We start from the raw sequence: 14,916 nt of genomic DNA, 5'->3' as shown, positions 1-14,916 counted from the left end.
GGCCGAGGAAAGCGGCATGCACTCGTCTTGCCCTGGGCGCTTGGCGCACTGTGACCCAAGGATCGCCACTCTTTTGCCGTGTCGCACCGTTTCGTGAGGGTAATCCGGGGGAGTGTGGGGAGGTTCCGGCATGCCGACACGTCGGGGGAGACGTAGACCGTGACCACACCTCGAGACCCCAATCACCCTCGGCCGGGGCAGGACCCGCAGGGCGAGCCCACGGGTGATCCGACCGAGCCGAGCTCCGAGCCGAGCGCCTCCGAGCCAACCTCAGCGCCAGAGGCGGCGCCCTGGCCTGACGAGGCGTCCACGACGCCGCACGGAGAGCCGATCGCGCCCGAGCCGCCGGCCTCCCCGGGGGCGGAAGCCGGGTGGGGCGCCTCCCACGAGCGCGGTCCCGACGTGCCCGTCTGGCCCGCGCCCGACCATCCGGCGCGGCAGGGGGAGCCGAGCGAGGGGTACTCTCCGTGGACCTCGGCGGAGGCGGCCTCGCGGTGGTCGTCCGACGAGGCCGACTGGTCGACCGGGGCCTCGTCCGCGGAGTCGGCGTGGGGCGGTCGCGGTACGCGCGAGCCCTTCGGCACGCCCACGCCGTCCGAGCAGTCGGCGTGGTCGGGGGGCCGCTACACCGACGACTCCGGATGGCCCGACCTGTCCGAGCCCGAACAGGGACGCCAGGAGTGGTCGGGGCGTTACGAGCCCGAGCGACCCGCTTCCGAGCCGCCCGCCACGCCGGAGCAGCCGTTCGTATCGGAGCAGCCGTTCGCATCGGAGCGGCCGTTCGTGTCGGGGCGGTCGTTCGCGGCGGAGGAGCCCGGCACGCCGCGACAGCCGGACGAGCCGGGAGAGCCCGTCAGCCCCGAGCAGCCCGCCGAGCCGGGAGAGCCGGTCACTCCGGAGCCGCCCATCGAGCCCGGCGAGCCGGTCACTCCCGAACCGCCGTTCACGCCCGTGCCGCCCGTCGAGCCGGGACGGCCGGTCTCCCCCGAGCCGCCGATCGCGCCCGAACCGCCCGTCGTGCCGGGGCCGCCCTCGTTCCCGTCGCAGCCGGACGCTCCCGAGCCGCCGCCGGCTCCCGGGCCCGGCCACCCCGATTTGCCGGAGGCACCCGAGGTTCCCTCGCCGAGCCAGGGCGAGCCCTCCGGCACCCGGTGGTCGTCCGACTGGGGCAGCGAGGACGCCGACCGCACGCAGACGTTCACCGATTGGGGCCGGCCGGAGCCCAGCCCGCAGCAGCCCTACCAGGTGCCGGGCGCGACGCCCTCCTACCCTGGATGGTCGGCCGAGGACCAGACGCGTGAGGTGCCGCTGCCGTCCAGCCCGTCCCGCTACGACCCGCCCACCCCGTCCACGCCGCCGTACGGCCAGCCCGCGCATCCGGTCTCGGACGACGACACCACCCCGACCGCCTTCCCGAGCGCTTCGCCGTACGCGGGCGGGCCGAAGGAGTACCCGTCGGGCACTCCCGGTGGCACGGGCGCCACGCCGTACCGCGAATCCCGCGATTCCCTTGAATCCCGTGAATCCCGCGAGGAAGGCGCGCCGTACGGTGCGGGTCCGGCGGGCGGCGGGCACTACGGCGGCCCCCAGCAGGGGACGGCCCCCTACGGCGGTTCCCGGCCCTTCGGTTCGGCAGGTAGCGGGCCGCAGTCCGCCGGTCCGGCCGGTGGGGGCACCCGGCCTTTCGGTCCCGGAAGCGGGCCGCAGTCTCCGGCCGGTGGTGGACCGCGTCCTTTCGGTTCGGGGGGCAGCGGGCCGCAGTCCGCCGGTGGTGGACCTCGTCCCTTCGGTTCGGGAGGTAGTGGACCGCAGTCTGCCGGTCCGGCCGGTGGTGGACCGCGTCCCTTCGGCTCCGGTGGCAGCGGGCCGCAGTCCGCCGGTCCGGCTGGTGGTGGATCCCGTCCCTTCGGTTCGGGGAGCGGACCGCAGAGCGCCGGCCCGGCCGGCGGCGGGTTCGGGCGCGACTTCCCGTGGGGCCCGTCGGTCGCCGGAAAGGCGGGCGCCGGCGGCTACGTCGCCGGCGCGTTCTCCAGCGAAGCTCCCGGCGGGGGCGCATCGGGCACGCCGGGAGGCTCCGGCACTCCGGGAGGCTCCGGCGCGCCAGGCGCTCCCGGGACTCCGGGCACCCCTGGGACCCCGGGCGGCCCTGGCGCTCCGGGCGGCCCCGGAACTCCAGGCGCGGCGGGTGCCTCCTCGGGAAGCGGCGAGCACGAGAGCGGCGGCCCCGGCGGCGGCACCCCCGGCGGCCCTCCAGGCGGCACTCCCGGTGGTGGGCCCTACGGCGGTGCGCCCGGTGGCGGCGGACCCTACGGACCGGGAACCCCTCCCGGCGGCGGCCCCTACGGCGGCGCGCCGGGCGGCCCCTACGGGCCGGGAGCCCGACCAGAGGGACCGTCAGGCGCCGAGCCGACCTCGCCCTACGCCGCCCCCGCAGGGGGAGTCGCCTACCCGCCGCCTCCCGGCGGCCCCGTGCCGTACCAAGGTGGCGACTGGCGTCCCGCCAGGCCGGGCAGCGGTCTGGCCACCGCCTCGCTGGTGCTCGGGATCGCGAGCCTGTTCCTGCTGTTCGTCTGCTTCACCGGCGTGCTGACCGCCCTGGTCGGCATCGTCCTCGGCGTGGTCGCCCTCGCCAAGGGCGGCGGCAAGGGCAAGGCGTGGACCGGCATCGGCCTCAGCGTGCTCACGCTGGTGCTGGCCGTGGGCGCGGCCGTGTGGGTGTCCAACTACTTCGCCGAGTGCGCGAACCTGCCGCAGCGGCTGGCCGAGCAGTGCGTGGAGAACAAGATCCCCTGGATCCGCTAGACCGGTAGGTGGTCGGACAGGTCGGCGCGGGCGCCGCTCGCCAGGACGGCGCCCCTCGCCATGGCCTCCGACCAGGTGACGCGGCCGATCGCCAGTTCGAGCCAGGTGCGCGGGTCGGTCTCGACCACGTTCGGCGGGGTGCCCCTGGTGTGCCGGGGGCCCTCCACGCACTGCACGGCCGCGTACGGCGGCACCCGCACCTCGACCGTCCGGCCGGGCGCCTTCTCGACCAGCCGGTCGAGCAGGTGCCGTACGGCGAAGCGCCCCGCCTCCCGCTCCGGCTTGCGCCCCTTGTCGTAGGCGGTCATGACGGCCGCGACACACGCGTCGGCGAGCGCGGAGGCGGGCCCGTCGAACGGCGGCTCGTCGAGCGCGACCAGTTGGGCGTCGAGGGCGGATCTGAGCTTGTCCTGATCCATCTTGCGGGGCGGCATTCCCTTATTGTCTCGCGGGAAGGGTTCATCGGGGAGGCGGTCGTCGTTCACCTCAGGTTTCAGCGCTCGCCGTAGCGTCCCGGCGGAACGACCGCATGAATCTGGAGGACCCGTGCCTAACCCGGGCAGGCTGCTGCCGTTGCTCTCGACCCCGCACAAGAGCGGTCGAAGTGCCCTGACGTGCCAATTCCGTTGCGGCAACGCGTGCGCACACGAAGTCGCCAACATCAGTGACAACACCTATTTCGGTGACATCGCCGCGCAGGCTCTGTCGCGTCGTGGCGTTCTGCGCGCGGGTGGCGTGGGCGCTCTCGGCGCGCTGGTCGTGGGCGCGGGAGCCGTACCGGCCTTCGCCGACCCCGAGATCGCCGGACAGCATGGTGACCCCGAGTTCGGGCGTGGTCGGCTGACCTTCACCCCGGTGGCGCCCAACACCGAGGACGCGTTGACCGTCCCCGACGGCTACTCCTCGTCGGTCGTGGTGCGCTGGGGCGACCCCGTGCTGCCGGACGCCCCGGCGTTCGACTTCGACAACCAGACGGCTGAGGCGCAGAGCAAGCAGTTCGGCTACAACTGCGACTTCGTGACCATGTTCCCGATGGGCCGCCACCGCGCGCTGCTGTGGGTCAACCACGAGTACTCCGACGAGAACCTCATGTTCCGCGGCTACACCGGCGGCGCCGCCGCCACCGAGGAGCAGATCAAGATCGGGCTGGCCGCGCACGGCGGCTCCGTCGTGGAGATCGAGCGGGTGGGCAACACCGGCCAGTGGAAGCTGGTCACCAACGGTCGCCGCCGCTACAACCGGCGCATCACCGCTCAGACGCCCATGCGTTTCAGCGGCCCGGCCGCCGGTCACGAGCTGCTGAAGACGGCCGCCGACAAGGACGGCACCACGCCGGTCGGCATGCTCAACAACTGCGCCGGCGGCACCACCCCGTGGGGGACCGTGCTGACCGCCGAGGAGAACTTCGACCAGTACTTCGTCAACGGCGACAAGAACGACCCGAAGGTGACCCGGTACACGCTGCCGACCAGCGCGTCGGGCGGTCGCCGGTGGGACCGGGTCGAGGAGCGCTTCGACCTGGCCAAGCACCCGCACGAGGCCAACCGCTTCGGATGGATCGTCGAGATCGACCCGTTCGACCCCGACTCCACCCCGATCAAGCGGACCGCGCTCGGCCGCTTCAAGCACGAGGCCGCCAACACCACCCTGACCAAGGACGGCCGCCTGGCGGTCTACATGGGTGACGACTCGCGCTTCGAGTACATCTACAAGTTCGTGTCCAAGGAGCGCTACATCCCCGGTTTCGACCGGCACAACCGCAGGCTCCTCGACGAGGGCACCCTCTACGTCGCCAAGTTCACCGGCGACAGCCCCGCCGCGGAGATCGACGGCTCGGGCAAGCTGCCCTCCGACGGCGCCTTCGACGGCTCTGGCCAGTGGATCCCGCTGGTCAGCGGCGACAAGAGCTTCGTGGACGGCATGAGCGCGGCCGAGGTGCTGATCTTCACCCGCGTCGCGGCCGACAAGGTCGGCGCCACCAAGATGGACCGGCCCGAGGACATCGAGCGCAACCCGGTCAACAAGGCCGTCTACGTGGCGCTCACCAACAACTCCAACCGGACCGCCGCGCAGGTGGACGAGGCCAACCCGCGTCCCTCCAACAAGCACGGGCACGTGCTGGAGATCGTGGAGCGCCGCGACGACGCCGCGTCGACGACCTTCGCCTGGTCGCTCCCGCTGGTCTGCGGTGACCCGAACGACGCGGCGACCTACTTCGCCGGGTTCGACAAGACCAAGGTCTCGCCGATCTCCTGCCCCGACAACCTGGCGTTCGACAGGGACGGCAACCTGTGGATCTCCACCGACGGTAACGCGCTGAAGAAGAACGACGGGCTGTTCGTCATGCCGGTGCAGGGCAAGGAGCGCGGTTACGTCCGCCAGTTCCTGACCGTGCCGGTCGGCGCCGAGACGTGCGGGCCGATGGTCACCCAGGACCAGCGCAGCGTGTTCGTCGCGGTGCAGCACCCGGGCGAGGTGGACGGCGCCTCGCCCGAGGCCCCGGCCAGCCACTGGCCCGACGGCGGCGCGGCGCAGCCGCGGCCGGCGGTGGCGGTGACGTGGCACGTGGACGGCGAGAAGATCGGCTCCTAGCCGGTCGGCATCTGCCAGCCCGTGACCTTCCGGGGTCACGGGCTGGCGTCGTCCCCGGACCTTCCTGGAAAGGCGTCCTCGGGCGGCTCTTCCGGGCGTGGCGGGCTTGACCTCAAGTGAACTTGACCTTTTACCGTCGTCCCCATGGACATGGAAGTCACCGCCTGGAACCAGCTCTACGGCGCCATGAACGCCCGGCATGAGCGCCGCCCCTTCTCGCTGGCCACCCTCCGCAGGATCGGTGGTTTCGCCCGGCCGCACCGGGCCCGACTTGCCCAGTTCCTCCTCCTCAGCATCGTCATGGCCGCGCTGGCCGTCGCGGCCCCCGTCCTGGCCGGCCGGGTCGTCGACGCCATCGTCAAGGCCGAACCCTTCGACGTGGTCCTGGAGCTGGCCGCGCTCATCGCCGTGCTGGCGCTGGCCGAGGCGGGCCTCGGCCTGCTCACCCGCTACCTGTCCGCCGGCATCGGCGAAGGCCTCATCCTCGACCTGCGCACCGCCGTGTTCGACCACGTCCAGCGCATGCCGATCGCCTTCTTCACCCGCACCCGCACCGGCGCGCTGGTCTCCCGCCTCAACAACGACGTGATCGGCGCCCAGCGCGCCTTCACCGACATCGTCTCCAGCGTCGCGGGCAACGTCGTCACCCTGGTGCTGACCCTGATCGTCATGATCGGCATCTCCTGGCAGATCACCCTGCTCGCGCTGCTCCTGCTGCCCGTCTTCGTGCTGCCGGCCCGGCGCATGGGCGGACGCATCGCCCGGCTGCGCCGCGAGGCCGCCGACCACAACGCCGCCATGGGCACCCAGATGACCGAGCGGTTCTCCGCTCCGGGCGCGACGCTGGTCAAGCTGTTCGGCCGCCCGGCCAAGGAGTCGGCGGACTTCGCCGCCCGGGCCGGCAGGGTGCGCGACATCGGCGTCCGCACCGCCATGACCCAGTCACTGTTCGTCACGGCGCTGACCCTGGTCTCGGCGCTGGCCCTGGCCCTGGTGTACGGCCTCGGCGGCTTCTACGCCCTCGCCGGCCGGCTCGACCCCGGCTCGGTGGTCGCCCTGGCCCTGCTGCTGACCAGGCTCTACTCCCCGCTGACCGCGCTGGCCAGCGCCAGGGTCGACGTCATGAGCGCGCTGGTCAGCTTCGAGCGCGTCTTCGAGGTGCTCGACCTGGAGCCGCTCATCAAGGAGAAGCCCGGCGCCCGCGCGGTGCCCGACGGCCCGGTGTCGGTGGAGTTCGACGGCGTGCGCTTCGCCTACCCCTCGGCCGACAAGGTGTCGCTGGCCTCCCTCGAGGAGGTCGCCACCCTCGACTCGCGCGGCGGCGTCGAGGTGCTGCACGACGTCTCCTTCCGCGCCGAGCCCGGCCAGATGGTCGCCCTCGTCGGCTCGTCGGGGGCGGGCAAGTCCACGATCGCCCAGCTGCTGCCGCGGCTCTACGACGTGGACGAGGGGGCGGTGAAGCTGGGCGGGGTGGACGTGCGCGACCTGACGGCCGACTCCATCAGGGACACCCTCGGCATGGTCACCCAGGACGGCCACCTCTTCCACGACACGATCAGGGCGAACCTGCTGCTGGCCCGCCCCGAGGCCGCCGAGGACGAGATCTGGGACGCGCTGCGCAGGGCGCGGCTCGCCGGCCTCATCGAGTCGCTGCCCGACGGGCTGGACACGGTGGTGGGCGAGCGCGGCTACCGGCTGTCGGGCGGTGAACGGCAGCGCCTCACGATCGCCCGCCTGCTGCTGGCCCGCCCCAGGGTGGTCATCCTCGACGAGGCGACCGCCCACCTGGACTCGACGTCCGAGGCGGCGGTGCAGGAAGCCCTCGGCGAGGCGCTGGCCGGCAGGACCGCGATCGTCATCGCGCACCGGCTGTCCACCGTCCGCGCGGCCGACCTCATCCTGGTCGTCGAGGACGGCCGCGTGGTGGAGCGCGGGACGCACGCCACCCTGCTGGCCGCCGGAGGCAGGTACGCCGAGCTCCACAGGACTCAGTTCGAGGCGCCCGCCATCGCCGCCTGAGCCGTACGGCGCAGCGAGTAGAGGCTGACGGGGATGCCCACGGCCACGATGACCGCGGCGATCACCAGGGTGGACTGGTAGGCGGGCAGGAAGCCGGTGGCGACCTGCCTGGCGTTGAGGATGGCGCCCAGGACGGTGATGCCCAGCAGGCCGAACACCTCGCGGGAGACGTTCAGGACGCCGGCGGCCACGCCCGCTCTGTCCTGGGGGAGCGCGCCGAGGATCATCGTGGTCAGCGGGACCAGCATGCCGCCGCCCAGGCCGTACAGGAGGAACCAGGGCAGGACGTCGAGGTAGCCGCCGCCCGCGCCGACGAACGAGATGCCGAGCACGGCCGTCGCCATGAGCGCCAGGCCGAGGGCGACCGTGCGGCCGTTGCCGAGGAGGCGGGCCAGCCGCTGCGCCTGGATCGCGACGGCCGCCATGAGCAGGGCCATCGGGACGAACGCGGCGCCGGCCTCGACGGGGGAGAAGCCCAGGGAGTTCTGCAGCCACAGGGCGCTGAAGAAGTAGATGCCGAACACCCCGAAGGACCACAGGCCCATCGCGAGCGTCCCGCCGGTGAAGACCCGGTTCCTGAAGAGGCTCAGGTCGATCATCGGCTCGGCCGACCTGCTCTCGACGACCACGAACGCGACGGCGGAGAGTACCGTGACGGCGGCGAGCGGAAGCGTCCATCCCTCGATGAGCGCGTACGTCAGGGCGAAGAGCGTGATCGCGGAGGTGGCCAGGCCGGGCAGGTCGAGCGCGCGGCGCACGCGCTCGGCGTCGGGCCTGATGGCCCACACGGCCAGCGCGAGCGTGCCCACGCCGACCGGCACGTTGATCAGGTAGATCCAGCCCCAGTGCAGGTGCTCGCTGATGAAGCCGCCCGTCGCGGGTCCGAGCGCCATCGACAGCGCGCCTGACGCGGTCCAGATGCCGACCGCGGTCCCGCGCTCGCGCGGGTCGCGGAAGGTGGCGGAGATGAGCGCCAGCGCGGTCGGGGTGAGCAGGGCCGCGCCGACGCCCTGGACGGCCCGCGCGGCGATCAGCGTGCCGCCGTCGGCGGCCAGTCCCGCCCCCAGCGACGAGAGCGTGAAGACGGCGAGCCCGCTCAGGAACGTCGTCCGCCTGCCGAGCACGTCGGCCAGCCGCCCGCCGACCAGCATGAGCCCGGCGAACACCAGCATGTACCCGGTCGCCACCCACTCCAGGCCGGACAGCGTCAACCCCAGGTCCCGCTGGATCGTCGGGAGGGCCACGTTGACGATGTTGTTGTCCAGGTACGTCATGAACGTGCCGAGGGTCACCGCGGCCAGCGCCCACCATCTCATCGCATTGCCTCCTATACGCCGTACTTGTACGCCGTACAGTTGAACTTGTACGGCGTATAGTTGTCAACCGTGATGGGAAAACTGACCGCTGAGGCGATCGTCGAGAAGGCGTTGGAGATCGGCGACGCCGAGGGGCTCGACGCGGTGACCATCCGGCGGCTCGCCACCGACCTCGGGGTCACGCCGATGGCGCTGTACTGGCACTTCAAGAACAAGGAGCAGCTGTTGATCGGCATGGCCGATCACCTGATCGCCGGGTTCACCCCCAAGGACGCCGGCGACCGCCCGTGGCACCAGGAGCTACGCGACCTCGTCCTCGGACTGATCAGGACGCTGCGCCGCTATCCCTGCGCCAAGAACGTGCTTGAACAGATCGACCAGACCACCGTGCCCAGCTTCCTCACCGTCTGGGACCGGGCGCTCGGCCTGGCCCACTCGGCCGGGTTCAGCCAGGAAGAGAGCTGCCTGATCACCAAGTACCTGCTGCAGAGCGCCATCTCCATCGCCGACGCGCCCGTCCACTTCCGGCCCGGCCGTACGCCGGAGGAGATCACCGAGCTGCTCAGGGTCAAGCGGCTGGGCCTGCAGTCGCTGCCCGCCGACACCTACCCGAACCTGGTGGCGATGGCGCGGCCCATGGTCGAGGGTGTCAGCGAGGAGTTCTACGACAGCTTCGGCGTCGATCTCGTGCTCGGCGGCGTCGTCGCGCTGGCCGCCCGCCGATAGGCTGCCGGGCATGACTTTCCAGCTGGTCTGCGAGATCGAACCGCCTACCAAGCCCGACCTCACGCACGTCCGGCACCAGATCGGCACCCTGGGCAAGCTCGCCCATTCCTTCCTCATCCCCGACAACCACATCGGCAGGGCGACGGTCTCCAGCGTCGCCGTCGCGCACGAGGTCCAGGCCATGGGCGGGCGCAGCATCGCCTGCCTCAACTCGCGCGACCGCAACCTGCTCGGCCTGCGCCGCGACCTGCTGACCGCGGCCGCCTACGGGGTCGATCACTTCCTGTTCGTCTACGGCGACAAGCCCACGAGCGGCAACAGGACCAGCGACCTGACGGTCCGCTCGATGATCGAGGAGGCCAGGGAGTTCTCGCCGGCGTTCCGCGTCGGCGCGGCGGCGGGGCTGCGGCCGCTGCCCGCGTGGAAGCGCGCGGCCGACTTCCTCTTCGTCCAGGTCAGCTTCTCGCTCGACGCGCTGCTCAGGTGGCGCGAGGCCAACCCCGTCGACGTGCCCGTCTACGCCGGGGTGATGGTGCTGGCCAGCCAGTCCCACGCCCAGCGGCTCGCCGCGGCCATTCCCGACATCGACATCCCCGAGGAGCTGGTGGAGCGCCTGGGCGACGACCGGATGGCGGGCGTGGAGGCGGCCTGCGAGCACGTTCTCAGGATCCGTGACTCCGGCGCCTTCGACGGCGTGCACCTCATCCCGGTCACCCGCTACCGCGACGTCGAGTCCCGCCTCCACGACACCCTCTGAGCGGCCGGTCGGGCGCTCAGTCCCACCGGCGGGCGTTGTCGGCGTTGATCCCGGGATCCTTCACCACGCAGAACGGCTGGCCCGCCGGGTCCCGCATCACCCACCAGTTGGGGGCCTGCCGGACGCGGGTCGCACCCAGCCCCTCCAGCCGCGAGACCTCGGCCTCCAGGTCGTCGGTGTGGAAGTCGAGGTGCACGCGGGGCTCCCCGTCGTCCAGTCGCTGCACCAGGAGCCCGAACTCCTGGCCGGGCAGCATGCCGCCGTGGAACTCGGGATGCTGGGGAATGCGGGGCAGCTCGTGCCCCGTCGCGCCTCGCCAGAACGCCAGTGCCTCGTCGTGCTCGTCCCCAGGCACGTCGATCACGGCCAGGTGCAACCTGCTGTGGTGCGTCATCAGCCCTTCTTCCCGTGTGCCGCGCGCCGGCGATCCCGTCGTCGCACGATCTTCATGGCCGTTCATCGTACGGCGCGGGGGCCGCGGGCCAGTGCCGCGAACACGGCGCCCGCCAGTGCCACCCCGAACAGCACGCCGTACGTCAGCCGGAACCCGGCCATCAACTGCTCCACCGCCACCGGCGACAGCCGCGACAGCGTGCCCGCGTACACCTGCGCGCGCAACGACGGAGCGACCGCGCTGGTCAGCACGCTCAGCGACAGGCCCACGCTGAGCACGATCCCGACATTCATCACCATGAGCCGGAAGCCGTTCACCACGCCCAGGCTCCCCGCCGGCAGGGCGCTCATCACCTGCGTGGTGTTCCCGGTCAGGAACGTGCCGCTGCCGCATCCGGCCAGGAAGAGCCCCACCCCGATGATCCAGTACGGCGTGCCGGGCCGGGCCGTCGCCATCAGGACCGCCAGGCCGGCCGCGCTGAACAGCGACCCCCCGATCGACAGCGCGTACGGCGAGACGCGCCGCCCCAGCACGCCCGCGACGGGGGAGGCGAGCGCCATCCCGACGGGAACCGGCAGCACGGTCAGACCGGCGGTGAACGCGTCGACGCCGCGGGCCGCCTGGAAGTGCAGCGCCACCAGGAGGATCAGCGCCGCCCTGGCCAGCGCGTTGCAGAAGGAGGCCAGGTTCGCCCACGCCAGCATCCGGCCGCCGAACAGCCGCAGGTCGAGGACCGGATGCGCGGCCCGCCGTTCGACCAGGAGGACGAGCGGTGCCAGCACCGCGGCCACCACCGCGCCCACGACCACGACGGGACCGCCGTTGCCGATCTCGGACAGCGCCAGGAGGAGCGCGGTCAGCGTGGCGAAGATGAGCAGGTTGCCGAGCGCGTCCACGGGCTCGCGCGGCCCCCGCGGCATCCCGCGCAGCGTGAGCGCCCCCCAGACCAGCGCGATCACCCCCGCGGGGACGTTCACCCAGAAGATCCACTGCCAGCCGGCCGCCTCGGCGATCAGGCCGCCGACGGTCGGCCCGGCGAGCTGCGCGATGGACAGCGTGCCGATGTAGACGCCCATGCCCTGGCTGAGGCGGTCCGGCGGGAAGGCGGCCGTGATGATCACTGTTCCGTTGGCCAGGATCATCGCCGAGCCGATCGCCTGTAACACCCGCATCGCGACCAGGAACCAGACGCCGGGCGCGAGGCCCGCCAGCAGCGAGCCGACCGTGAACAGCGCGAACCCGGCCAGGTAGACCTCCCTGCGGCCGAGCAGATCGGCGATCCTGCCGAAGAAGACCAGGCTGGCGGTGTTGACCAGGAGGAAGGAGAGCAGGATCCAGCCCGACTCGAAGGGGGTGGCATGGAAGTGGCGGACGACGGCCGGGAGGGCGACGTTGAGCGTGCTGCCGGCGATCCCGATCAACACCAGACCGAGGCTGGTCACCGAGCAGACACGCCAGGCGTAACGGAGTCGGCGGGCGTAGTCGGGGGAGACGGCGACCATGCTCCCACTATGACGTACGACGTACGTCCGCTTGATCGCGCCACCCCCGAGCCACGCGCGAGAAGCGATGCCGTCAGCGGGCGCGTTTGCGCAGGCCCTCCAGGTCGTGGATCACCACCCGGCGCCGCCCCGTCTCGATCAGGCCCCGGTCGCGCAACGTCCGCAGCGCCTTGCTGACCGCCTCCCTGGACGCGCCCGTCCACCCCGCGAGCTCGTCCTGCGACAGCGGCAGCGCGACCCGCAGCCCGGTGCTCGTCTGCTCGCCGTACCGCTCGGCCAGCTCCACCAGCCGTGTCGCCACCCGCCCCGTCGTGTCGAACGCGCCGTACTCGACCCGCTTGCGGTCCGCGTCTCTCAGCCGCCCGGTGACCAGCTGCATCAGCAGCACCGCCACCCGCCCGTGCGCCCGCAGGAACCCGGCGAAGTCGCGGACCACCACCCCCGCCACCGGCTCCAGCGCCGTGACGGTCGCCGAGCGGGGCGAGCCGTCGATGGCCGACATGTCGCCGATCAGCCCGCCGGGCCCGCGCACCGCCAGCACGACCTCCGTCCCGCCGCTGGTGTGGGAGGACACCTTGACCCGCCCTTCGAGCAGCAGCAGCACCCAGTCGGAGGTGTCTCCCTCCGTCATCAGCACCTCGCCCCGCTCCCAGCGTCTGGGGCGACCGGCGGCCTTCAGGGCCTCGGTCTCGTCAGGGGTCAGCATGGACAGGAACTCTCCGGCCTCTGCGGTCATGACCCGATTATGCGGGGCAGGGCCGCCAGCACGTAGGCCTCCACCTCCTGTTCCTTCCCCTTCAACCGCAGCGCCCCGAGAGGTGTGGCCGTCACGCCGGCGCCGAGCTGGGCCAGAGTCGTGGCGCCGATCACCACCGTGCCGGGCTCCGCCATGGCCTCCAGCCGGGCCGCGACGTTCACCGCGTCACCCATGGCGTTGAAGCCCCTCAGCTCCGGGCTGCCGATGTTGCCGACCAGCGCCATGCCGGTGTTGATGCCGACCCTGAAGGTCGGCCAGCCGTCGGCGGCGACTTGCCTGGCCGCCTCCTGCATGGCCAGGGCGGCCCGGCACGCGGCCAGCGCGTGGTCCTCCTGGGTGGCGGGCGCGTTGAAGAGCGCGAGCAGCGCGTCGCCCACGAACTGCACGATCGTGCCGCCGTTGCCGAGGATGCAGGGCACGGCCGCGGTGTGATAGCGGTTCAGCATCTCGACGATCTCCCCGGGCGTGACCCGCTCGGAGAACGTGGTGAACCCCTTGAGGTCGGCGAACAGCGCCGTCAGCTCGCGCAGCTCGCCGCCGAGAGCGGCCTGCCCAGGGTCGGCCAGCAGGCGGTTGGCGACGTCGGGCGACATGTACTGCCGGAACAGCGTGTCGAGCTCGGCGTACAGGCGGGCGTTCTCCAACGAGATCGACAGCTGGCTGGCCAGGGTCGAGGCCAGGGCCTCGTCCTGCGCTGTACGGCCGAGCGGCACCTCCAGCGCGCCCGCCAGGTGCCCCTTCACGGTCAGCGGATAGGCGACCAGGCCCTCGCGCCTGATGGGCGCGGTGCCGTCGAAGACGTACTCGCGCGAGCCGATGCTCACCCTGCCGTCGGCGACCAGGCCGATGCGCACGTCGCCGTACGCCTGCCGTACCCGCTCCAGGGCGCCGGTCAGCAGGTCGGACTCGGCCAGCCGTACCCTCGTCTGCGTCCCGACGTCGACGAGCGCCGCGAGGCGCTCGGACAGCTCGCGCTCGCTGGCCAGCGCCTCTCCTGCGCGGTCGAGGACCGCCGCCTGGCCCTCGGTCAGCTGGAAGCGCCCCGCCAGCCGTACGGCAGGCAGCTTGGTGCCCTTGCGGACGTGCTCGACCAGCTCCTCCAGCGCCTGCTCGTACTGCGCCTGGATCCTGACCACCGTCGCCGACAGCGCCACCGAGTCGAACAGGCCGGCGCTCGACCCCTCGCGCCGGAACTGCAGGTAGGCGCTGTAGGCGACGAAGACGAAGGCCAGTGTCAGCAGGATGTGCCACTCCCACCACGACAGGTGCCAGTTGAGCTGGGACATCCCCGCGATCATGGCCTCGGCCAGCAGCGCGTAGGCGGTCATCAGGCTCACCAGGATCGCCGAGCGCCGCCTGCGGTGCAGGAGGAACATCATGACGCCGGCCGCGACGAACAACACCATGCCGGGCACCGAGAACCAGCCGAACCACGGGATGGGCGCCTCCGCCGGCGGCCTGCTCAGCGGCGTCAGCCCGGGCACCAGCGAGGCCACGCCCCACATCACCATGATTCCCAGCAGGACCGCTCTGATCAGGTCCTGCGCCGCCAGTACCGTCCTGGCCTGCCCCTCGCCGAGCGGGAACGCCGACGCGAAGGCGAAGACGGCCGCCACCGTCAGCCCGACCTGCTGGCCGACGTCGAACCCGAGGGAGGGCGCCGCGAGGATGATCTGCGGCGTCGCCAGGCCGTGCAGGAAGAAGAAGCCCGCGCTGCTCAGGAACACCATCGACACCAGGAACAGCCGCGCGTCCTCCCGCCTGCGCGCCGCCTCGCTGATCATCAGGCCCAGCACCACGTTGATGCCGGCCACGACGAGGATCATCCAGAAGTGGCTGGGGTTGTGCTGCCACCTCACGTTGATGCCGCCCGGGTCGGCGAGCAGCAGCCACAGCCCGAGCAGCGGCAGGACCAGGTGAATCGCCCACACCACCGCTCTGACGGGCTGGCTGGCGGGCGGCAGGTAGGTGTTCACGGACGATTATCCCCACGCCCGGGAGGAATCCAAGGCGTCGATTCACCGGCTCGGCGCGTTGGTCTGCCCGGGGCC

At 72.1% G+C, this 14,916-nt stretch carries 11 protein-coding genes; 5 read left to right on the top strand and 6 right to left on the bottom strand.

Features of this window, described 5'->3' with window-relative positions:
* Positions 1-402 precede the first annotated feature (402 nt).
* Positions 403-2,802 (top strand): hypothetical protein, encoded by a 2,400-nt coding sequence (locus ACWEVS_RS31005; RefSeq protein WP_452554326.1) that lies wholly within the window; start codon positions 403-405, stop codon positions 2,800-2,802.
* Here the strand turns inward: ACWEVS_RS31005 and ACWEVS_RS31000 are convergent.
* Positions 2,799-3,236, bottom strand: coding sequence for a sterol carrier family protein (locus ACWEVS_RS31000; protein WP_354919965.1), 438 nt, complete (start codon positions 3,234-3,236; stop codon positions 2,799-2,801). The two genes, ACWEVS_RS31005 and ACWEVS_RS31000, sit on opposite strands and share 4 nt — an antisense overlap.
* Before the next feature lie 112 nt (positions 3,237-3,348).
* Here ACWEVS_RS31000 and ACWEVS_RS30995 point away from each other — a divergent pair, with 112 nt between their 5' ends.
* A complete protein-coding gene (locus ACWEVS_RS30995) occupies positions 3,349-5,394 on the top strand; it encodes a PhoX family protein (RefSeq protein ID WP_452413775.1) in 2,046 nt (681 codons plus the stop codon).
* Positions 5,395-5,538: 144 nt separating this feature from the next.
* The gene (locus ACWEVS_RS30990) at positions 5,539-7,413 is read left to right on the top strand and encodes an ABC transporter ATP-binding protein (protein ID WP_452554325.1); all 1,875 of its coding nucleotides are present in this window, start codon (positions 5,539-5,541) and stop codon (positions 7,411-7,413) included.
* Here ACWEVS_RS30990 and ACWEVS_RS30985 read toward each other — a convergent pair.
* The gene (locus ACWEVS_RS30985) at positions 7,383-8,729 is read right to left on the bottom strand and encodes an MFS transporter (RefSeq protein WP_449921524.1); all 1,347 of its coding nucleotides are present in this window, start codon (positions 8,727-8,729) and stop codon (positions 7,383-7,385) included. The two genes, ACWEVS_RS30990 and ACWEVS_RS30985, sit on opposite strands and share 31 nt — an antisense overlap.
* Before the next feature lie 72 nt (positions 8,730-8,801).
* Here ACWEVS_RS30985 and ACWEVS_RS30980 point away from each other — a divergent pair, with 72 nt between their 5' ends.
* Together ACWEVS_RS30980 and ACWEVS_RS30975 are read left to right on the top strand one after the other, a co-directional pair.
* Positions 8,802-9,455, top strand: coding sequence for a TetR/AcrR family transcriptional regulator (locus ACWEVS_RS30980; RefSeq protein ID WP_449922137.1), 654 nt, complete (start codon positions 8,802-8,804; stop codon positions 9,453-9,455).
* A 10-nt stretch (positions 9,456-9,465) separates the two neighbouring features.
* Positions 9,466-10,212 carry a methylenetetrahydrofolate reductase gene (locus ACWEVS_RS30975; protein ID WP_452413777.1) on the top strand — a complete coding sequence of 249 codons (747 nt, stop codon included), beginning with the start codon at positions 9,466-9,468 and terminating at the stop codon, positions 10,210-10,212.
* 16 nt (positions 10,213-10,228) lie between these two features.
* On the opposite strand, the gene ACWEVS_RS30970 is transcribed toward ACWEVS_RS30975, so the two are convergent.
* The 4 genes from ACWEVS_RS30970 to ACWEVS_RS30955 all read right to left on the bottom strand — a co-directional run bounded on the left by ACWEVS_RS30970 (position 10,229) and on the right by ACWEVS_RS30955 (position 14,841).
* Positions 10,229-10,606: a VOC family protein gene (locus ACWEVS_RS30970; RefSeq protein WP_452413779.1), complete on the bottom strand. Its 378-nt coding sequence runs from the start codon at positions 10,604-10,606 to the stop codon at positions 10,229-10,231.
* A 62-nt stretch (positions 10,607-10,668) separates the two neighbouring features.
* Positions 10,669-12,108: an MFS transporter gene (locus ACWEVS_RS30965; protein ID WP_449921516.1), complete on the bottom strand. Its 1,440-nt coding sequence runs from the start codon at positions 12,106-12,108 to the stop codon at positions 10,669-10,671.
* 73 nt (positions 12,109-12,181) lie between these two features.
* The gene (locus tag ACWEVS_RS30960; RefSeq protein WP_354919984.1) at positions 12,182-12,844 is read right to left on the bottom strand and encodes a Crp/Fnr family transcriptional regulator; all 663 of its coding nucleotides are present in this window, start codon (positions 12,842-12,844) and stop codon (positions 12,182-12,184) included.
* Entirely contained in the window at positions 12,841-14,841 is a 2,001-nt protein-coding gene (locus ACWEVS_RS30955; RefSeq protein WP_449921513.1) for an adenylate/guanylate cyclase domain-containing protein, read from the bottom strand. The genes ACWEVS_RS30960 and ACWEVS_RS30955 overlap by 4 nt, the downstream gene beginning before the upstream one ends.
* Positions 14,842-14,916 lie beyond the last annotated feature (75 nt).

It is taken from the genome of Nonomuraea sp. NPDC003754 (assembly GCF_053605785.1).
Note: the sequence above shows the minus strand (reverse complement) of the source record. Positions and strands in the feature narration are given on the sequence as shown.

Coding starts and splice junctions, on each gene's coding strand:
- ACWEVS_RS30985 (WP_449921524.1), bottom strand. CDS start 8,729: ATGAGATGGTGGGCGCTGGCCGCGGTGACCCTCGGCACGTTCATGACG.
- ACWEVS_RS31000 (WP_354919965.1), bottom strand. CDS start 3,236: ATGCCGCCCCGCAAGATGGATCAGGACAAGCTCAGATCCGCCCTCGAC.
- ACWEVS_RS30970 (WP_452413779.1), bottom strand. CDS start 10,606: ATGACGCACCACAGCAGGTTGCACCTGGCCGTGATCGACGTGCCTGGG.
- ACWEVS_RS30965 (WP_449921516.1), bottom strand. CDS start 12,108: ATGGTCGCCGTCTCCCCCGACTACGCCCGCCGACTCCGTTACGCCTGG.
- ACWEVS_RS30975 (WP_452413777.1), top strand. CDS start 9,466: ATGACTTTCCAGCTGGTCTGCGAGATCGAACCGCCTACCAAGCCCGAC.
- ACWEVS_RS30980 (WP_449922137.1), top strand. CDS start 8,802: ATGGGAAAACTGACCGCTGAGGCGATCGTCGAGAAGGCGTTGGAGATC.
- ACWEVS_RS30990 (WP_452554325.1), top strand. CDS start 5,539: ATGGACATGGAAGTCACCGCCTGGAACCAGCTCTACGGCGCCATGAAC.
- ACWEVS_RS30960 (WP_354919984.1), bottom strand. CDS start 12,844: ATGACCGCAGAGGCCGGAGAGTTCCTGTCCATGCTGACCCCTGACGAG.